We start from the raw sequence: 19,794 nt of genomic DNA, 5'->3' as shown, positions 1-19,794 counted from the left end.
GCTTCAGCCACCTACATATGATCCAGCCCGTTAAGGAATTTCAGGGAGGTTTGATCATCGATGAAATTTGCCCCCGCCAGCGCCAACTGGCATGGGCGGAAGCATGAATCGAATTGGCCTTCTGGGCGGCTCCTTCAATCCGGCGCATGGTGGGCATCGAGCCATTTCGCTGTTCGCGATGCATGCGCTGGACCTTGATGAAGTCTGGTGGCTGGTATCGCCCGGCAATCCGCTGAAGCCCAGGGCCGGCATGGCGCCCCTTTCCGCCCGGCTTGCCCGTGCACGAAAAGTCGCGCGGCGCAACCGCATCCGTCCCACCGCGATCGAGGTGCAACTGCGTACCCGCTATACGATCGACACGCTGACGGCGCTCAAGCGCCGCTATCCCCGCCATAGCTTCATCTGGCTGATGGGCGCGGACAATCTAGCCCAATTCGGTCGATGGAGGGACTGGCGCGGCATAGCCCGCCAAATGCCCATTGCCGTTATCGCCCGCCCCGGCTATGATGAAGCCGCCCGTGGCTCACCGGCCATGAGCTGGCTGCGGCGCTTCGTCCGGCCCGCGCGCCAGAGTGCAGACTGGACGGATTGGAGACTTCCGGCGCTCGTGCTTTTGCGCTTTCGCCCTGATCCAAGATCGGCGACCCTGCTGCGGCAGGCGGACCCCCTCTGGCATCGCGAATATAGTGAAACGCGTGTGCGTGACCCGCTCACGCGCCGGATGATCGTCTAGAATGGAGCACTTTTGACCAGACCCCACCCTGCCAACGATACGGCCCAAGCCAATATGGTTCCGGGAGCCGACAGCGTTGCCGCCCTGCATGACCTTGTCCTGAAATCGCTCGACGACGACCAGGCGCAGGAAACCATCTCCATCCCCCTCGAAGGCAAGAGCAGCATTGCCGACCATATGGTGATCGCCAGCGGGCGTTCGTCCCGCCAGGTCGCGTCGATGGCGCAGAAGCTGGCCGAGCGGATCAAGCAGGCGACGGGTCGATCCGCCCGGGTCGAGGGTCTGCCCGTGGCCGATTGGGTGCTGATCGATGCCGGCGATGTGATCGTCCACCTGTTCCGGCCGGAAGTGCGCAGCTTCTACAATCTGGAACGGATGTGGGGCTTCGTCGACGCGCCGGTGGCGGGCACGGCCTGAGGCACTTTGGTTGCATCCTTGTCGCGGGAAGGCGGTTATCGCCTTTCCGCGGGATGCCAACCGCCTTCGACAAGCGCGCGGTGAGCCGTTAGGGGAAGGCCATGCTCCTCCACATCATCGCCCGCGGAAAGATCGGGCGCTCGCCCGAGGCGAATCTCGTCGACCGCTACACCAAGCGGCTGACCATGCCGTTCAGGATCACCGAACTGCCCGATCGGGGCGGCCGGTTGCCCCCTGCTCCTCTAGGATGCGTCACCGTGATGCTGGACGAAAAGGGCAAGCAACTCGGCTCGCTGGATTTCGCCCGACGCATCGGGGGCTGGCGCGACGACGGCAAGCGGGAATGCCGTTTCCTGATCGGCGCGGCCGACGGCTTCGACGACATGGAACGGGACCATGCCGACCTGCTGATCGCGTTCGGGGCCATGACCTGGCCCCATATGATGGCCCGCGCGATGCTGGCCGAACAGCTCTGGCGCGCCTGCTCCATCCTGGCCGGGCATCCCTATCATCGCGAAGGATAGCTTTCCTCCGGTCCGCCGCGGCGCGTGAAGCCCTTTCCTTCCATCACGACACGGCATAGTCATGGGACGTCGATGTCGCACATCATCGACGGGGGGCTTGGTTGAAACGGACGGCGATCACCGCGGCACTGCTCGCTGGCGCAACAGCCATTGCCGCCTCACGCCTGCCCGCCGCCGATGGCCAGGCGATCATCCTCCCCGGCATGGCGGGCACCAGCCTCACCGAAGAACAATCGGCCCTGAAAACCGCGCGCCGCCAGTCGGAGGAAGCGCGCGAACGCTCCGAACGGCTCGAACGCCAGGCCGCCGCCGCCCGCGACGAGGCCGAACAGGCCCGCCGCCGCGCCGCCGCCATGGCCGCCCGCATCCAGCAGGCGGAGGCCGACATCCAGGCCGCGCAGGCGCGCATCGCCATCATCGCCCGCCTCCAACGCGATCAGGCCACCCGCCTCGCCGCCCGACAGGAACCGGTCGTGCGCCTGACCGCCGCACTCCAGATGATGGCGCAACGTCCCCTTGCACTCGCTCTGGTCCAGCCCGGATCGATGAACGACGCCATCCATATGCGTGCCGTGCTGGGGCAGATATTGCCCGTCATTCGCGAACGCACGGCCGGGCTGCGCGCGGAACTGGACCGCAGCCATGCCCTGCGCGCCACGGCCGAGCGGGCGGCGGACTCGCTGGCGCAAAGCCAGCAGGACCTGAAACAGCGACAGGGAGCGCTCCAGACGCTGGAGGCGCAGAAACGGCTCGCCGCGCGGGATTACCGAGCCAATGCCGATCTGGAAAGCGACCGCGCGCTGGCGCTGGGCGAGCGGGCGCGCGACATTGTCGACCTGATGGACAGGCTGGAGGAGGCGGGCGACCTGCGCGATCAACTCGCCGCCCTGTCCGGCCCCGTGCTTCGTCCCGCCCGGCCCGATCAGGCCCGCGCATCCGCGCCGGAACGCCAGCGCGGTCCCAGCGCGCCCCCCCCCTACCGCCTGCCCGTGGTCGGACAGCTGGTGACGGGCATGGGCGAAGTGTCGGAAAGCGGCATCCGCTCGCGCGGCCTCACCATCGCCACCCGGCCCCAAGCGCTGGCCGTGGCCCCGACCGCCGGACGCGTCGTCTTTGCCGGGCCGTATCGCGGTTATGGGCAGATCGTCATCATCGACCATGGCGGCGGCTGGACCACCCTGATCACCGGCCTGCTGCGCCTCAACGCGGCGGTGGGCGACAATGTGCGGCAGGGTGATCCGATCGGCAATACAGGGCCCGGACGGCCCAGCATCACTGTCGAACTGCGCCGCAATGGCCGTCCCGTCGATATCGTGCCGTTGGTGGGATTGGGCTGAGGTCGAAAAAAATGCGATCAGGTGGAGGGCAACGGCCTGGACCTGCGCAGACCCTTCGATGCAGGCCTCCGACTTCGCTCAGCCCCTACTCGGGGCGAACGGAAGTGGCCGCAAATGGCTGCAAATGGCCGTCCGCGCGATTTTCCTGTCCACCATGATCCGGGCTTACCCATGCCCCTTGCGGGCAAATCCCGTCATCTCACCAAGATTTTTGCGTCTGCTCATAAAAGCGCTATACTGATCCATCGATGCAGGACTCAAGGACAGCGATGAAATCCAATTTCTTCCGGGGCGCCATCGCCCTCGGCGCGCTCGCACTCATACCCGCGACCACGGCGGCGCTCGCCGACGGGGAAGCCAGCAGCTACAAGGCGCTGGACGAGTTCATGGACGTGTTCCAGAAGGTCCGCAGCGACTATGTCGAGAAGGTCGACGATGAAAAGCTGATCAAGGGCGCGATCGACGGCATGCTCGCCAGTCTCGACCCGCACTCCAGCTTCCTCGACGCGCGCGATTTCCAGAATCTGCGCACGCAGACGGAGGGCAGCTATGGCGGCCTTGGCCTCTCCGTCACGCAGGAGGACGGCGCGGTCAAGGTGATCGCCCCGACGCAGGACACGCCGGCCTGGCGCGCGGGCATCAAGGCCGGCGACTATATCACCCATCTCGACGGTCAGCTCATCTATGGCGGCACGCTGGACGAGGCGGTGGACAAGATGCGCGGCGCACCCGGCACGCAGATCAAGCTGACCATCGTCCGCACCGGCCGAGACAAGCCGATCGAACTCACCCTCACGCGCGAGATCATCCAGATCAAGCCGGTCAAGTGGGAAGTGAAGGACGGCATCGGCGTCATCAACATCGTCAGCTTCTCGGCCAATACCGGCGCTGACGTGCGCCAGGCGATCCGCAGCATCGACAAATCGCTGGGCCGCAAGCCGACCGGCTATATCCTCGACCTGCGCTCCAACCCCGGCGGCCTGCTGGACGAGGCCGTGTCGGTCAGCGACACCTTCCTGGAACGGGGCGAGATCGTGTCGCAGCGCGGCCGGAACAAGGGCGATGTCGAACGCTATTATGCCAAGCCCGGCGACGATGCGAAGGGCCTGCCGATGATCGTGCTGGTCGACGCTGGCTCGGCTTCCGCCTCCGAAATCGTCGCGGGCGCGCTCCAGGACCAGCACCGCGCCCTGGTGATGGGCGAGCGCAGCTTCGGCAAGGGCAGCGTGCAGACCATGCTGCCGCTCTCCAACACCACGGCGCTCAAGCTGACCACGGCGCGCTATTACACCCCCTCGGGCCGGTCCGTGCAGGAAGGCGGGATCGAGCCGGATGTGAAGGTGCCGCAGCTTTCCGACCCCGATTACAAGAATCGTCCCAAATTCCGCGAAAGCGACCTGCGCCGGCATCTGATCAACGAGATCAAGACCGACAATGCCGCTCTGGAAGAAGACAGCAAGGACGATCCCCGCTTCGCCGCCACCGCGGAGGAATTGAAGAAGAAGGGGATCGAGGACTTTCAGCTCGACTATGCGTTGAAGACCATTTCCCGCCTCGCGGCCAGGCCCGGCGCGGCCGTCGCCCAGACAGAATCTAAGCCCCAGCCCGCCGCCCGCAAGCCTGCGACGCGCTGACCCTCCTTGTCCTTTCGTCATGCCGACGCAAGTTCAGCATGACGAAAGGCTCCACGCGGTTTAAGCGGGCGATATGAAAAGCCTGCCCCTCGCCCGCGCGATCGCGCTGATCCTTCCTCTGGCCATGTTGGGGGGCGCCTATGCCTTCCAGTTCATCGGCGGCCTGCATCCGTGCGAAATGTGCTGGTGGCAACGCTATGCCCATTTCGCCGCCGTCCCGCTGGCAATCGTCGCCTATGCCACGCGGGACAAGGCCTGCGTCAGCGCGCTGTTCACCGGGCTGGCCGGCCTCGCCATCGGTATCGGCGGGGCCGTCGGCCTGTTCCATGCCGGGGTCGAATATGGCTGGTGGCAAGGGCTGACGGCCTGTTCGACCAGTCCGGCGGGCGGCAGTTCGGCCGATATCCTCAACCAGATCATGGCGACGCCGATCACCCGCTGCGACGTCGCGCCATGGAGCCTGTTCGGCATTTCGATGGCGGGCTATAACGGCCTCTTGTCGGGGGCGGCCGCGCTCCTCATCTTGGTGCTGCTGCTCGGAAAAGGGAGCAAGGCATGAGTGCGAAGGATTTTCCCCGGCCCGATTTCCCCCGGTCCGATTTCCCACGCCCGGGCCGCCGCGTCACTGACGGGCAGCGTGCCTCGATGCTGCGCGTCGATCAGGCGGGCGAATTCGGCGCCACCCGCATCTATGCCGGGCAGCTCGCCGTGATGGGCGATCGGCATCCGGACTCTCGCGTCATCGCCGGCATGGCTGCGCAGGAGGAACGGCACCGCCAACATTTCGACGCGATGATCGCGCGCAGGGGCGTGCGGCCGACCGCGTTGCAGCCGATCTGGAACGTGGCGGGCTTCGCCTTGGGCGCGGTGACGGCGGCGATCGGGCCGCGTGCCGCCATGGCTTGTACCGCCGCGATCGAGACCGAGATCGACCGGCACTATGCCGAACAGCTCCAGGAACTGGGGCAGGACGATCCGGAACTCTCCACCGCGATCGCGGATTTCCAGGCGGAGGAAGTGGAGCATCGCGACGCCGCCCTTGCCCATGGTGCGGAGCAGGCTCCGGTCTATCCCTTATTGTCGGGCGCCATCAGATTGGGCTGTCGTACCGCCATCGCCCTGTCTAAGCGTTTCTGAGGAGAAGCATGATGAAGACCCGCCTGATCGCCGCCATGCTTTTGCTGGGCGCCGCCTCCCCGGTTCTGGCGCAACAGGGGCCGAACCTTCCGCAGGAACAGGCGCCGGCCGTCCAATCGGGATCGGAACGCGTCAATCTGGTCATCGTCTATGGTGACGATCCCTGTCCGCAGAGCCAGGGCAGCGACATCGTCGTCTGCGCACGCAAGGGTGAGGAGGAACGTTACCGTATTCCCGAACCGCTGCGCGGCGATCCCAACCAGCCCAGCCACCAAGCCTGGGGCGAGCGTGTGAAGTCGATGGAATATGTCGGCCGCAGCGGCACGGAAAGCTGTTCCCCGGTCGGCGGCGGCGGCGCAACCGGCTGCTTCGCGCAGCTGGCGCGGCTGGCCAAGGCGGAACGGCAGGCCGCGGACAATGCGAGCTGGAAGGATCTGGTCGCGGCGGAGCGGGCACGGCGCCTCTCCACCATCGACGCCGAAAGCAAGGCGATCGAGGCGCAAGCCGTGGCCGAGGAAAAGGCGCAGGCTGCCCAGCAACAGCAAGGCCAGACGCAGGGCGCGCAACAGGGAACCACGCCGCAGCCCTGACGGTATTGGCCGCCGGGCGGCGTCTTGAAAAAGCTGCCGGCAACCGGACAATCGGGAGGGCGGGAACAGGGGACGAAGAAGGAATGGAATCAATGCGTCTCCTTACTGCCCTTTCCCTGGCCGCTATCGCCGTTGCGCCGTTGACAGTCGGCAGCGCGGCCCGTGCCGAACCGCCGCAGAAAATTTTCAATTTGGTGGTCTACGGCAATGACCCCTGCCCCAAGGGCGAAGGCGACGAGATCATCGTCTGCGCGCGCAAGCCCGAATCCGAACGCTATCGCATTCCCAAGAAATTGCGCGAAAAGCCCGAACCGGCGGGCGGTCCCGGCTGGGGCAGCCAGGTCGCGACCATGGAACAGGTCCAGCGGCAGACCCTGCCAGGCAGTTGCTCCGCCATCGGCAGCAACGGCTTCACCGGCTGCACGGCCAAGGCGCTGGAACAATGGTTCGCCGAACGGCGGATGCAGGAATCCAAGGGTGAACCCTAAGGCTTGCCCTCCGGCCTGATTTGAATTAGACGCCCGTTCGTCATCTGGGGAGTAGCCAGCCGTTCCGCTTTCAGGAACGGGCCGTTCGTCAACATATTTGGCCGAGAGGCCATGGCGGGCGGGATGGAAGGGATTTCCCTTTCATCGGGCGAGACCAATGGCATCACCTTCTCCGTCCGGCCGGGTGGGGGAAGGCGGTGGCATTGTGTCTTTCATCTTCGCCCGGCCCTGGACAGACCTGCCATGGAAGCCATCCTCACCTCCACCACGCTCGTCGCGCTCGCGGAAATGGGCGACAAGACGCAATTGCTGGCCATGCTGCTCGCCACCCGGTTCCGCAAGCCGGTGCCGATCATCTTCGGCATCCTCTTCGCGACGCTGGCCAATCACTTCCTCGCCGCGCTGGTCGGCCATTCGGTCGCGGGCGTGCTGACCCAGCCCTGGTTCCGCTATGCCATCGCCGCCAGCTTCATCGCCATGGCTGCATGGACGCTGATCCCCGACAAGATCGACGAGGACGGGCCGCTGAAGGCGCCGTCCAAGGCGGGCGTGTTCATCACCACGCTGGTCGCCTTCTTCCTGGTCGAGATGGGCGACAAGACTCAGGTGGCGACGGTGATGCTGGGCGCGCGCTTCGACAATGTGCTGGCCGTCACCGCCGGAACCACGCTGGGCATGATGATCGCCAACGTACCCGCGGTGCTGTTCGGAGAGGTGCTGGCGAAGAAGGTGCCGATGCGTGCGCTCCAGATCGGCGCGGCCCTGTTGTTCCTGGGTCTCGGCCTGTGGATGATTGCTGATTTGCGGGGCTGGATCGGGTAAAAAAGAGCGCAAGGCCGCCGCCCGGCGGTTGTCAGCGGGCGGCGGCTGTTGCAAGGGGATGCGCAGAGTCATTTCCCATCAAAAGACAGGCATTGGACACGCGATGAAGGACAGTCTGGTAACGGTGTTCGGCGGCGGCGGCTTTCTCGGCCGGCAGGTCGCACAGGCGCTGATGGCGCGCGGTGCCCGCGTCCGCGTGGCCCAGCGTGATCTGGCGACAGCGCTGCGCGTCAAACCGCTGGGGGGCCTCGGCCAGACCCAGTTCGTGGCAGCCGACATCCGCAAACCCGCCAGCGTCGCCCGCGCCATCGTGGGCAGCGACATCGTGATCAATCTGGTCGGCGTCCTGTCGGGCGATTTCGAAGGATCGCACCATGAGGGCGCCGCCAATGTCGCAAGGGCCGCGGCGGAAGCCGGCGTTCAGGCGCTCGTGCATGTGTCGGCGATCGGGGCGGACGCGCAAAGCCCGTCCGCCTATGGCCGGTCGAAGGCCGTGGGCGAAGCAGCCGTTCGGGCCGCCTTCCCCGACGCCACGATCATCCGCCCGTCGATCATCTTCGGGCCGGAGGATCAGTTCCTCAATCGCTTTGCCGAAATCATCCGCCTGGCCCCGGTCGTGCCGGTGATCGGCGCGGGCACCAAATTCCAGCCGGTCTATGTCGCCGATGTCGCGCAGGCGATCGCCAACGCCGCCGAAAAGCCCGGCGTTCATGGCGGCAAGACCTTCGAACTGGGCGGACCGCAAACCTACAGCATGCTGGAACTCAATGCCTGGATAGCCAAGGCCATCGGCCGCGATCGCAGCCTGTGCGCAGTTCCCGCATCCCTCGCTTCACTGATCGCGATCCTGCCAGGCGGGCCGATCACACGGGATCAGCTTGCGATGCTTGGCAAGGACAATGTCGTCGCACCGGGCGCGAAGGGGCTGGCCGATCTGGACGTCGAACCCACGCCAATGCCGGCCGTCGCGGAAAAATGGCTGGTCCGCTATCGCAAACATGGCCGCTTTGCCGGGCGTGTTCAGGCCTGATCGGCTTCCGCCGGATCAGCCGGACCGATGGCGCGTCGCGACCGACCGTGTCGCCGCCGCTTTGCTTGGGCCTTTCGCTCCTGCACAATGATTTGACGTCCTCTACGCCCTCTCCCGTCCGGGGGAGGGCTTCCCTTTGTCCGCTCCATAAGGATCTGCTCCGCCCATGGACCTCCATTATCTGACAGTCATCCTGCTTGGCATCGTCGAAGGGTTGACCGAATTCCTCCCCGTATCCTCGACCGGCCACCTGATCCTGGCGAGCGAATTGCTGGGATATGATGCGTCCACCTGGGCCATGTTCAACGTCATCATCCAGTTGGGCGCGATCCTGGCGGTGGTGGTGCTCTACTGGCGAACCTTCTGGGCGGTCGGCATGGGGCTGCTGCGCCGGGAGCCGACGAGCTGGCGCTTCCTGCGTAATCTGGTGGTCGCGTTCATTCCCGCGGCGGTGATCGGCCTTGCCCTGCACAAATATATCGAGGAGTTGCTGGGCGCGCCCAAAGTCGTCGCCTGGGCCCTGATCGTCGGCGGCGTGGCCATTCTGGCGATCGAGCGGATGGTGAAGGAAAACCGCTTTCACGGCATCGCAGACATCCCTTTTGTCCGCGTGCTAGGCATCGGCTTCATCCAGTGCCTGGCCATGATCCCCGGTGTCAGCCGGTCGGGCGCGACCATCATGGGCGCGTTGACGCTGGGCGTCGAGCGGCGCACGGCAGCGGAGTTCAGCTTCTTCCTCGCCATTCCCACCATGTTGGGCGCAACCACGCTGGAACTGCTGAAAAACGGCGACAAGCTGACTTCCGCCACGGTCGGCTGGAGCAGCATCGCCCTGGGCTTCATCGTGGCCTTCATCGTCGCGATGCTCGTCATCAAATGGTTCGTCGGCCTGGTGTCGCGGCACGGCTTCACCCCATTCGCCTGGTATCGAATCATTGCCGGCATCACCGCCCTGGCGTGGCTTTCCATGCGGTAGGGCCAAATCGGACCTAAATTACGCAAGATTATTTCAGGAGCCCGCCACCTCCCCAGAAAATTCCGTCAAAATATGTCATATATGCTGACTTAATTTGCAGAATCAACGTGACTCCGTGGGTCTTTCTGCTATGGGCACCCTTGTAACTCATTCAGGGACTCATCATGGCGGACAATCCAATGCTGAAATTCGTGGGAACGGGCCAAGCCTATCCCGAGAAGCGTTCGGCCGACGATCGCGCCGACGACTTTCTGGAAATCAGCCGCAGCTTTATATTGGACAAGGCGGAAGAACAGGCGTCGCGCTGCTCGCAATGTGGCGTGCCCTATTGCTCAACCCATTGCCCGCTGCACAACCATATCCCGGACTGGCTGCGCCTGACCGCCGAGGGACGCCTGCGCGAAGCCTATGAGCTGTCGAACCTGACCAGCACCATGCCGGAAATCTGCGGCCGCATCTGCCCGCAGGACCGGCTGTGCGAAGGCAATTGCGTCATCGAATTTTCGGGCCATGGCTCCGTCACCATCGGATCGGTGGAAAAATTCATCACCGACACCGCCTGGAAGGAAGGCTGGGTCGAGCCGCTGGTGCCCGGCGCGCCGACCGGCCAGTCCGTCGGCGTCATCGGCGCGGGGCCGGCGGGTCTGACGACGGCCGAATATCTGCGCGTCGCGGGCTATGAGGTGCATGTCTATGACCGGCATGATCGGGCAGGCGGCCTGCTGACCTATGGCATCCCCGGCTTCAAGCTGGAGAAGGACGTGGTCATGCGCCGCATCCAGCGGCTGAAGGATGGCGGCATCGTCTTCCATGAGAGCTTCGAGGTCGGCCGCGACGCGACGATGGAGGAACTGCGCAGCCGCCATGATGCGGTGCTGATCGCGACCGGCGTCTACAAGCCCCGCGACATCAAGGCGCCGGGCGTCGGCGCGCCGGGCGTGGTCAAGGCGCTCGATTTCCTGATTGCCTCCAACAAGGCCGGTTTCGGGGACGCCGTGCCGGAACATGAGGACGGCTCGCTGCACGCCAATGGCAAGAAGGTCGTCGTCATCGGCGGCGGCGACACGGCGATGGACTGCGTCCGTACCGCCGTGCGTCAGGGCGCGACTTCGGTGAAGTGCCTCTACCGCCGCGACCGCGACAACATGCCCGGCTCGCAGCGCGAAGTCGCCAATGCGGAAGAGGAAGGCGTCGAGTTCGTCTGGCTTTCCGCCCCCATCGCTTTTGAAGGCACGGAGCATGTCACCGGCGTCAAGGTCACGAAGATGCGCCTTGGTCAGCCCGACGCATCGGGCCGCCGCGCGCCGGAACCCGATCCGGGCACGGAACATACGCTGGACGCCGATCTCGTCATCAAGGCGCTGGGCTATGACCCGGAGGAGCTGCCCAAGCTGTTCGGCGCGGACGACCTGTCGGTCACCCGCTGGGGCACGCTGCGCGTCGATCACAAGACGATGATGACCAGCATGGACGGCGTGTTCGCTGCGGGCGACATCGTGCGCGGCGCTTCGCTGGTGGTCTGGGCGATCCGCGACGGCCGCGACGTGACCGAGCATATGCACCGCTACCTGAAGGCCAAGGCGAAGGCGGCGGCCGGGGAAAGGCAAGCCGCCTGATGCGCGCCGCCTTCCTTCTCCTGCTGGCGACGCCGATCGCGGCTCAGGCGCAGACCCCGGTTCCGGCGACAGCCGTCCAGTCTGTCGATCCAGCACTGCTGGCCAAGGCTCAACCGATCGCCGCCATTATCCTGCCCAACGGCACCATGGAAAAGATGATGGGGCCGATGATGCAGAAGATGATGGGACCGATGATGGACGGCATGACCAAGATGCCGATCCGCGAGTTCCTGAAAGTCGGCGGTCTCGACCCGGAACAGGCCGAACATCTGGGTGAAGGCACGATTGAGGAAATGATGGCGATCATCGATCCCAATTTCCGCAAGCGGATGGACGTGATCGTCAACACCATGATGCCAGCCATGGGTCGCTTCATGGGACGCTATGAGCCGGACATGCGGGAAGGCATGGCGGAGGCGTTCGCCTATCGCTACAACGCCGCCGAGCTCGACCAGATCGGCGCGTTCCTGAAAACGCCCGCCGGCGCCAAATTCGGCGCGGGCTTCATGGAGCTGGCCGCCGACCCGCATTATATCGGCCGGATGCAGAAGATCATGCCCGAAATGATGCGGGCCATGCCGGAGATCATGAAATCCTCCGCTCAAGAACTCGCCAAGCTGCCTAAGCCGCGAACCTATAATGATCTGACAAAGGCTGAACGCGAGCGTCTCACCGCATTGCTCGGTGCGGACGCCAAGAAGGCCCACTGACAAGAGCGCCGGCCATGCCGGCAACCAACGGAATGACAGCGGCCGTGCCCAAAAACAGGACCGGCCACATGCAAGGGTAAGTCATCATGACCGACACCAATTTCATGGCCAGCCCCGAAGAGCGCGCACGGATCGCGGCCGAGGGCATGTATCACCCGGAGATGGAAGGCGATGCCTGCGGCGTCGGCCTGGTGGCCGCGACCGATGGCCGCCCCAGCCGCCGCGTGGTGGCCAGCGCCATCGACGCGCTGAAGGCCGTCTGGCACCGTGGCGCAGTGGACGCCGACGGCAAGACCGGCGACGGCGCTGGCATCCATGTCGACCTGCCGGTGCGCTTCTTCGATGACGCCATCGCGGATTCGGGCCACAAGCCGCTGCCCAACCGCCTCGCCGTCGGCATGATCTTCCTGCCCCGTACCGATTTGAGCGCGCAGGAAACCTGCCGCACCATCGTCGAGGCCGAGATCATCGATGCGGGCTACACCATCTATGGCTGGCGCCAGGTGCCCGTCGATGTCTCCGTCATCGGCGAAAAGGCGCAGCGCACCCGCCCCGAGATCGAGCAGATCATGATCGCTGGCCCGATGCCGGAGGAACGCGACCAGGCCGAGTTCGAAAAGGACCTCTACTTGATCCGCCGCCGGATCGAGAAGAAGGTGATCGCCGCGCAAATCCAGGATTTCTACGTCTGTTCGCTCAGCTGCCGCTCGATCATCTACAAGGGGCTCTTTCTCGCGGAATCGCTGTCGGTCTTCTACCCGGACCTCCAGGACGACCGGTTCGAGAGCCGGGTGGCGATCTTCCACCAGCGCTATTCGACCAACACCTTCCCGCAATGGTGGCTGGCCCAGCCGTTCCGCACGCTCGCGCATAATGGTGAGATCAACACCATTCGCGGCAACAAGAACTGGATGAAGAGCCATGAGATCAAGATGGCCTCGCTCGCCTTTGGCGAGCAGTCGGAGGACATCAAGCCGGTGATTCCGGCGGGCGCGTCCGACACCGCCGCGCTCGACGCCGTGTTCGAGGCAATCTGCCGCTCGGGCCGCGACGCACCGACCGCCAAGCTGATGCTCGTCCCCGAAGCCTATCAGTCGGCCGACGCCGAACTGCCGCAGACGCATTCGGACATGTATGAATATCTCGCCTCCGTGATGGAGCCGTGGGACGGCCCGGCCGCGCTGGCCATGACCGACGGCCGCTGGGTCGTGGCAGGCGTCGATCGCAATGCGCTGCGCCCCCTGCGCTACACGTTGACCGGCGACAATCTGCTGATCGTCGGTTCGGAAACCGGCATGGTCGTGGTTCCCGAAACCACCATCGTCAAGAAGGGCCGCATGGGTCCCGGCCAGATGATCGCCGTCGACCTTCAGGAAGGCGTGATCTTCGACGACCGCGAGATCAAGGACCAGATTGCGGGCGAGCGCCCTTATTCGGAACTGATCAAGGACTTCATGACGGTCAATGATCTGGCCGACGCGCCGTCCGCCCTGCCCAGTTGGGACAAGGCGGAACTGACGCGCCGCCAGGTCGCCGCCAACATGACGCTGGAGGATATGGAACTGATCCTCGCCCCGATGGTCGAGGATGCGAAGGAAGCCGTCGGCTCGATGGGTGACGACACGCCGCTGGCCGTCATTTCCGACAAGCCGCGCACGATCAGCCATTTCTTCCGCCAGAATTTCAGCCAGGTCACCAACCCCCCGATCGATCCGCTGCGCGAGCGGTATGTGATGAGCCTGAAGACGCGCTTCTCCAACCTCCACAACATATTGGAGGAGGACGCGCAGAACAGCCATGTGCTGGTGCTGGATTCGCCGGTTCTGACCTCATCCGAATGGGCGAAGCTGAAGGGGCACTTTGGTCCTGCTGTTGCGGAAATCGACTGCACCTTCCCGGCCGAGGGCGGACAGGAGCAGCTCCGCGCCGCCATTGCCCGCATCCGCGAAGAAGCGGAACAGGCCGTCCGCGAGGGCCGCACCGAAATCTTCCTGACCGACGAGCATGTCAATGCGGGGCGCGTCGCCATTGCCGGCGTGCTGGCGGCGGCGGCGGTGCATACCCATCTCGTCCGCAAGGGGCTGCGCAGCTACGCATCGATCAACGTGCGCTGCGCCGAAGCGCTCGACACCCATTATTTCGCGGTGCTGATCGGCGTCGGCGCGACCACGGTGAACGCCTATCTGGCCGAAGCCAGCATCGCGGACCGCCATGCGCGTGGCCTGTTCGGTGACCTGACGCTGGAGGCTTGTTTCGAGCGTTTCCGCATCGCGATCAACGAAGGCCTGCTGAAGATCATGTCCAAAATGGGCATCGCGGTCATCAGCAGCTATCGCGGCGGCTATAATTTCGAAGCCGTGGGGCTGTCCCGCGCGCTGGTCAACGATCTCTTCCCCGGCATGCCGGCGAAGATTTCGGGCGAGGGCTATCAGTCGCTCCATTTCAGCGCAAAGATGCGCCATGACGCCGCCCATGACAGCGCCATCGTGCGCCTGCCGGTCGGCGGCTTCTACCGCCAGCGCAACGGCGGCGAGACGCATGCCTATTCGGCGCAGCTCATGCACCTGTTGCAGACCTCGGTCGCGACCGACAGCTATTCGACCTATCTGCAATTCTCGCGCGGCGTGCGCGACTTGCCGCCGGTCTATCTGCGCGACCTACTGGAGTTCAACTTCGCCCGCGAGGCGGTGCCGATCGATGAGGTCGAGGCAACCACCGAAATCCGCAAGCGCTTCGTGACGCCGGGCATGTCGCTGGGTGCGCTCTCTCCGGAGGCGCATGAGACGCTGGCCATCGCCATGAACCGTATCGGCGCCAAGGCCGTGTCGGGCGAAGGCGGCGAGGATGCGAACCGCTTCAAGCCCTATGAGAATGGCGACAATGCGAACTCGGTGATCAAGCAGATCGCGTCGGGCCGCTTCGGCGTCCATGCCGAATATCTGGGCAGCGCCGAAGAAATCGAGATCAAGGTCGCGCAGGGCGCCAAGCCCGGCGAAGGCGGTCAGCTCCCCGGTTTCAAGGTGACCGAGTTCATCGCCAAGCTGCGTCACGCGACGCCCGGCGTGACTTTGATCTCGCCGCCGCCGCACCATGACATCTACTCGATCGAGGATCTCGCGCAGCTCATCTACGACTGCAAGATGATCAACCCCCGCGCTCGGGTGTGCGTGAAGCTGGTCAGCCAGGCGGGCATCGGCACCGTGGCGGCGGGCGTGGCAAAAGCCCACGCAGACGTCATCCTCGTCGCGGGCCATGTCGGCGGCACCGGCGCTTCGCCGCAGACGTCGGTGAAATATGCGGGCACGCCGTGGGAAATGGGCCTGTCGGAAGCCAATCAGGTGCTGACGCTCAACGGCCTGCGTCATCGCGTGAAACTGCGCACCGACGGCGGGCTCAAGACCGGCCGCGACATCGTGATCGCGGCGATCCTGGGCGCCGAAGAGTTCGGCATCGGCACGCTGTCGCTGGTGGCGATGGGCTGCATCATGGTGCGCCAGTGCCACAGCAACACTTGTCCCGTCGGCGTGTGCGTGCAGGATGAGAAGCTGCGCGAAAAGTTCACCGGCACGCCGGAGAAGGTCATCAACCTCATGACCTTCATCGCGGAAGAGGTTCGCGAAATCCTCGCCCGTCTGGGCTATCGCAGCCTCGACGAAGTGATCGGCCGCACGGAATTGCTGAAGCAGGTCAACCGCGGCGCCGAGCATCTGGACGATCTCGACCTCAACCCGATCCTCGCCAAGGTGGATGCACCCGACGATCAGCGCCGTTTCTCGCTGACCGAATGGCGCAATCCGGTGCCGGACAGCCTTGACGCGCAGATGATGAAGGATGCCCGCGCGGTGTTTGAACGCGGCGAGAAGATGCAGCTCACCTATACGGTGCGCAACACGCATCGCGCCGTGGGGACCCGCCTGTCCGCTGCCGTGACCGAACGGTTCGGCATGTCGACGCTGGCGGACGGTCATCTGACGGTGCGCCTGCGCGGGTCGGCGGGCCAGTCCCTGGGCGCCTTCCTGTGCAAGGGGATCAAGCTGGAAGTCTTCGGCGACGCCAACGACTATGTCGGCAAGGGCCTGTCGGGCGGCATCATCACGGTGCGCACGACCGTCTCCTCGCCCCTGTCGAGCAAGGACAACACCATCATCGGCAACACCGTCCTCTACGGCGCGACCAGCGGCAAGCTGTTCGCGGCGGGCCAGGCCGGGGAACGCTTCGCCGTCCGCAACTCAGGCGCAGAGGTGGTGGTCGAGGGCTGCGGCGCAAACGGCTGCGAATATATGACCGGCGGCACGGCGGTCATCCTGGGCAGGACCGGCGCCAATTTCGGCGCGGGCATGACCGGCGGCATGGCCTTCATCCTGGACGAGGATGGCAGCTTCCCGACGCGCGCCAACCCGGAAAGCATCGTCTGGCAGCGGCTGGAAAGCACCCATTGGGAAGCGGAGTTGAAAGCGCTGATCGCCCAGCATGCGGTGGCGACCGACAGCAAATGGTCGAACACCATTCTGGACGACTGGGACCGCTGGCGCCGTTATTTCTGGCAGGTCTGCCCGAAGGAGATGGTCAGCCGGCTCGCCTATCCGCTCAGCGATGCAGAACCCCAGGTCGTAGCGGCCGAATAAACGGCCGGATCAGTAAGAGAAAGCAGCGTCCGCCGGGATTTCCTCGGCGGGCGTTTTGCTATTGCGGGCCTGCGCGATCTGGACCGGCGGCCAATCGCCATCGCTCTCGCCCGCGGCCAATCGTTCGATGGAGGCGGGCAGTGTCCGTACCGGAGGGGGAGGATCGGCATAATCGGTCTGGTTCGGCTCATCCCGCGCCGCATAGTCGCGCACCAACGGATCGCTCATCCCGCTCCAGCCCGCCATGTCCGCCGCCATCTGGCGGTCCGCCAGCGTCGGGCCACAACCGCTGCAATGGATGATAGCGGGTCCGTTCAGATCGGCAGATGTCGGATCATGGTCCGAACCGTCAGGCGCGACCGCGTCAGGCAATGGCGTTTCCGTTCCCAACCTTGGCGGTGTCGTGGCATAGAGCCCCAGCCCATAGCCTCCCGTCAAAGCCATTCCTGCACAAGCCAATGAAAATAACCAGAAGCGCGCGGACATGTGGCCAACCTTCCTTATCCTTTCGTCGCTCCCCGACTTTCTCTGACCAAAACAACGCAGATGAAGATAGGTTGTTGCATGACCCAAAAGCCTTTGCTAAGGGCCGCCTCCTACCAAGGCACCGGCCCCGCCGGTTCCCGGAAAATGTGCGGTCGTGGCGGAATTGGTAGACGCGCAACGTTGAGGTCGTTGTGGCCGAAAGGCCGTGGAAGTTCGAGTCTTCTCGACCGCACCAAACAGTTCTCAAAGCAAACTAAATTCACCCCCTCGGGGGCATCCCGCGTGAATATGGCGCGGTTGCGCGGCATTTCGCGGCGCGTCCTTTCCGGCCTGAAGCCAGAGACGCGGCGCCGCGCTCGGTTGGCGGCACGAGAACGGCCGGATTCTCTGTCGAGAATCACCCGGCTTCACTGTGGTTTGCGTGATGGTTGGGCGATCAGCCAGCGAAGCCGAACAGCCGCTCCTGCTCAGCCCATTCGATCGGCAGCTTCGCTGCGAGGATGGCGTCCGCACAGAATTGCATTTCAGCAATCGATCAAATTGTAGCGGATGGAAGGGTGAAGCCGATTTTGAGGCCCGGCACGTTGTCACCGACCGTCAACCTGCCGTCATGCATGGTAATGATTGCCGCGACCATATTGAGGCCAAGCCCGTGCCCCGGCGTGCTTCTCCCGGGATCAAGGCGGACGAACCGGCGAAAAATGCTGTCTAGCGCTTGCGCCGGCACCCCCGGACCATCATCGCGCACGAGGATGCACGCGGACCCGCTCTCCCGCTCGAGCACGAATTGGATGCGGGTCCCCGCAGGGGTATGGGCCTGCGCGTTGTCGAGAAGGTTGATGATCGCCTGCGCCAGCAGTTCGGAGTCGCCCTGTACATGCACCCCATGCGCGATATCGCTGCGCAAGACGCGCCCGCCCTCCTCGACCGCGGGTGCATAGGTTTCGCAAATTTCTTGCGCCAATGCAGTCAGGTCCACGCTTCGGAAACTGGCCCTGCGCCGACCGCCCTCAATCTCACTGATTCGCAGGATCGCGGCGAACAGGGACAGCACCTTGTCCGTCTGCTCCAGCGCGGAGGAAAGCCGGTCCCGCTGGCGCGCAGGGTCGCCGCTTTCCTCCAGGCTCTCTTCCAGATGGTTACGCAACCGCGCCAGTGGCGTGCGCAGATCGTGGGCGATGTCACCCGACAACTGGCGTAGATTTTCCAGCAGAGCGGTGATGCGATCCAGCATCTGGTTGAGCGAACGGGCAAGCGCGTCGAACTCGTCCCGCCTTCGGCTTTCGGGCACTCGACGTTTGATGTCGCCTGCCATGATGCTGTCGGCCGCGCTGCTGATGGCGGAGAGGCGGTGGCGCAGATAGGCACCCAGCAGCACTGCGCCTGTCATGCTGATCAGCAGCACCACGGCGAAGGCGGCGAGAAAAATGCCGCCCAGCATATGGTCCACCCGCTCGACCACGGACCAGTCCGCGCCGACCACCAGCCGCGTCCCATCGCTGAGGTCGACCGCCCAGGCGCGAGCGACGTCCGGTCCCTCCAGCCGGTCCTGGAAGTCGAGGTCGCTCCACCCGCGCGGCGGCCGGTTGGCGTGCAGCCCGCCCGCGATGTGCCGGCCGTCGCGCGCGTACACGGCATAGAGCAGCTCATTGGTGGTATTGCCCGCCTCCCGCTCGCCAATGGCGAAATTCAGGCCTTCATGCCCCTCCTGCTGATATTCGGCGACGAGCGCACCGCTGTCCTCGATAATCTGCGCCTCCAACTGGTGCATGAAGGCGGCGTGGGCGACCAGCGTGACCGCGATGCCCAGCAACAGGATCGCGACGGCAAAGCCCAGCGCATAGACAAGGGCGATACGATAGGCGGCGCTGCCCAGGAAGCGGGGCCGCAGGCTATTCATGCAGGACGAGCCGATAGCCGACATTGCGCACCGCCTCGATCGCGACCGGCACGCCGCTGTCGGCCAATTTGGTGCGCAGGCGGCTCATATGGGTTTCGACGATGCTGGTCTGCGGATCGAAGGTGAAGCCCCAGACCCGTTCCAGCAGCATCGCCCGTGTCACCGCCTCCCCGGACTGGCGCATCAGTTCCTCCAACAGTCGCATCTCGCGCGGCTGGAGCGCCACCAGACGGCCCTTGTAACGAAGCTGCCGCCGCAACAGGTCCAGAACCAGTCCCCCCTGCTCGATCCGGGCCGCCGCTTCGGGTGCCTGGGTGCGGCGGACGATGGCATGGAGCCGGGCCAGCAGCTCGTTTATCGCAAAGGGCTTGCCGACATGGTCGTCGGCGCCCGCATCCAGCCCCTCTACCCGGTCGTCTATGCCATCCAGGGCCGTCAGCAACAGCACCGGCGTGCGCCTGCCCTGCCCGCGCCACTGGCGCAGCAGGTCGAGCCCCGTCATGCCTGGCAGCATCCGGTCCAGGATCACGGCATCGAAATCGCGCGCATCGGCAAGCCCGTCCGCCTCCTCCCCGCTGCCCGCCAGCACGACCGCATGGCCCGCCCGGTCCAGCCCCGCCGCGATGAACGCGGCAAGTTCAGGATCGTCCTCCACCACCAATATCCGCAACGCCGGGGCTCCATCCATTCGCTGCGCCTGCATTAGCGCGGCGGCGTGCCGCAGGGAACCTTACATTTTCCCACACTTTAAACTGTTATCATACCGTAA

The 19,794-nt window shown here is 64.8% G+C and carries 18 protein-coding genes, 1 tRNA gene and 1 riboswitch; of the genes, 16 read left to right on the top strand and 3 right to left on the bottom strand.

Going from position 1 to position 19,794, the window contains the following annotated elements; all coding sequences use genetic code 11:
* The first annotated feature begins 103 nt into the window (after positions 1–103).
* The 15 genes from CAF53_RS10240 (at position 104) to gltB (ending at position 16,639) form a co-directional block, all read left to right on the top strand.
* Positions 104–733 carry a nicotinate-nucleotide adenylyltransferase gene (locus CAF53_RS10240; RefSeq protein WP_100238760.1) on the top strand — a complete coding sequence of 210 codons (630 nt, stop codon included), beginning with the start codon at positions 104–106 and terminating at the stop codon, positions 731–733.
* A 12-nt stretch (positions 734–745) separates the two neighbouring features.
* Positions 746–1,150 (top strand): ribosome silencing factor, encoded by a 405-nt coding sequence (gene rsfS / locus CAF53_RS10235; RefSeq protein ID WP_046761735.1) that lies wholly within the window; start codon positions 746–748, stop codon positions 1,148–1,150.
* Between the two features lie 101 nt (positions 1,151–1,251).
* Positions 1,252–1,674 carry a 23S rRNA (pseudouridine(1915)-N(3))-methyltransferase RlmH gene (locus CAF53_RS10230; RefSeq protein ID WP_100238003.1) on the top strand — a complete coding sequence of 141 codons (423 nt, stop codon included), beginning with the start codon at positions 1,252–1,254 and terminating at the stop codon, positions 1,672–1,674.
* Between the two features lie 101 nt (positions 1,675–1,775).
* Complete coding sequence (locus CAF53_RS10225) at positions 1,776–3,011, top strand: peptidoglycan DD-metalloendopeptidase family protein (protein ID WP_100238002.1); 1,236 nt, start codon at positions 1,776–1,778, stop codon at positions 3,009–3,011.
* 269 nt (positions 3,012–3,280) lie between these two features.
* The gene (locus tag CAF53_RS10220) at positions 3,281–4,645 is read left to right on the top strand and encodes a S41 family peptidase (protein ID WP_046761738.1); all 1,365 of its coding nucleotides are present in this window, start codon (positions 3,281–3,283) and stop codon (positions 4,643–4,645) included.
* 73 nt (positions 4,646–4,718) lie between these two features.
* Positions 4,719–5,204, top strand: coding sequence for a disulfide bond formation protein B (locus tag CAF53_RS10215; RefSeq protein WP_100238001.1), 486 nt, complete (start codon positions 4,719–4,721; stop codon positions 5,202–5,204).
* A complete protein-coding gene (locus CAF53_RS10210) occupies positions 5,201–5,782 on the top strand; it encodes a demethoxyubiquinone hydroxylase family protein (RefSeq protein WP_100238000.1) in 582 nt (193 codons plus the stop codon). The genes CAF53_RS10215 and CAF53_RS10210 overlap by 4 nt, the downstream gene beginning before the upstream one ends.
* A gap of 8 nt (positions 5,783–5,790) precedes the next feature.
* Complete coding sequence (locus CAF53_RS10205) at positions 5,791–6,372, top strand: hypothetical protein (RefSeq protein WP_100237999.1); 582 nt, start codon at positions 5,791–5,793, stop codon at positions 6,370–6,372.
* Between the two features lie 92 nt (positions 6,373–6,464).
* A complete protein-coding gene (locus CAF53_RS10200; protein ID WP_046762546.1) occupies positions 6,465–6,860 on the top strand; it encodes a hypothetical protein in 396 nt (131 codons plus the stop codon).
* Between the two features lie 33 nt (positions 6,861–6,893).
* Positions 6,894–7,090: riboswitch (yybP-ykoY riboswitch) on the top strand.
* A gap of 13 nt (positions 7,091–7,103) precedes the next feature.
* Positions 7,104–7,682: a TMEM165/GDT1 family protein gene (locus CAF53_RS10195; protein WP_046761742.1), complete on the top strand. Its 579-nt coding sequence runs from the start codon at positions 7,104–7,106 to the stop codon at positions 7,680–7,682.
* A 103-nt stretch (positions 7,683–7,785) separates the two neighbouring features.
* Entirely contained in the window at positions 7,786–8,712 is a 927-nt protein-coding gene (locus tag CAF53_RS10190) for a complex I NDUFA9 subunit family protein (RefSeq protein ID WP_197707390.1), read from the top strand.
* 166 nt (positions 8,713–8,878) lie between these two features.
* Positions 8,879–9,688, top strand: coding sequence for an undecaprenyl-diphosphate phosphatase (locus CAF53_RS10185; RefSeq protein ID WP_100237998.1), 810 nt, complete (start codon positions 8,879–8,881; stop codon positions 9,686–9,688).
* A gap of 164 nt (positions 9,689–9,852) precedes the next feature.
* The gene (locus tag CAF53_RS10180) at positions 9,853–11,304 is read left to right on the top strand and encodes an NAD(P)-dependent oxidoreductase (protein ID WP_046761745.1); all 1,452 of its coding nucleotides are present in this window, start codon (positions 9,853–9,855) and stop codon (positions 11,302–11,304) included.
* Entirely contained in the window at positions 11,304–12,014 is a 711-nt protein-coding gene (locus tag CAF53_RS10175; protein WP_100237997.1) for a DUF2059 domain-containing protein, read from the top strand. Before CAF53_RS10180 ends, CAF53_RS10175 begins: the two co-directional genes overlap by 1 nt.
* A gap of 86 nt (positions 12,015–12,100) precedes the next feature.
* On the top strand, positions 12,101–16,639 hold the full coding sequence (gene gltB, locus CAF53_RS10170; RefSeq protein ID WP_100237996.1) for a glutamate synthase large subunit: 4,539 nt from the start codon (positions 12,101–12,103) through the stop codon (positions 16,637–16,639).
* 9 nt (positions 16,640–16,648) lie between these two features.
* Here gltB and CAF53_RS10165 read toward each other — a convergent pair whose 3' ends face one another.
* Positions 16,649–17,083, bottom strand: coding sequence for a hypothetical protein (locus tag CAF53_RS10165; protein WP_232307413.1), 435 nt, complete (start codon positions 17,081–17,083; stop codon positions 16,649–16,651).
* A gap of 190 nt (positions 17,084–17,273) precedes the next feature.
* Between CAF53_RS10165 and CAF53_RS10160 the strand changes: the two genes are divergently transcribed.
* Positions 17,274–17,360: transfer RNA gene (locus CAF53_RS10160), tRNA-Leu, on the top strand.
* 300 nt (positions 17,361–17,660) lie between these two features.
* Here the strand turns inward: CAF53_RS10160 and CAF53_RS10155 are convergent.
* Positions 17,661–19,025, bottom strand: a complete 1,365-nt coding sequence (locus tag CAF53_RS10155; protein ID WP_100237995.1) for an ATP-binding protein — start codon at positions 19,023–19,025, stop codon at positions 17,661–17,663.
* Entirely contained in the window at positions 19,018–19,713 is a 696-nt protein-coding gene (locus tag CAF53_RS10150; protein WP_232307414.1) for a response regulator transcription factor, read from the bottom strand. The genes CAF53_RS10155 and CAF53_RS10150 overlap by 8 nt, the downstream gene beginning before the upstream one ends.
* Between the last annotated feature and the right edge of the window lie 81 nt (positions 19,714–19,794).

This window comes from Sphingobium sp. LB126, from assembly GCF_002795205.1.
GTDB lineage: Bacteria > Pseudomonadota > Alphaproteobacteria > Sphingomonadales > Sphingomonadaceae > Sphingobium > Sphingobium chungbukense.
Note: the sequence above shows the minus strand (reverse complement) of the source record. Positions and strands in the feature narration are given on the sequence as shown.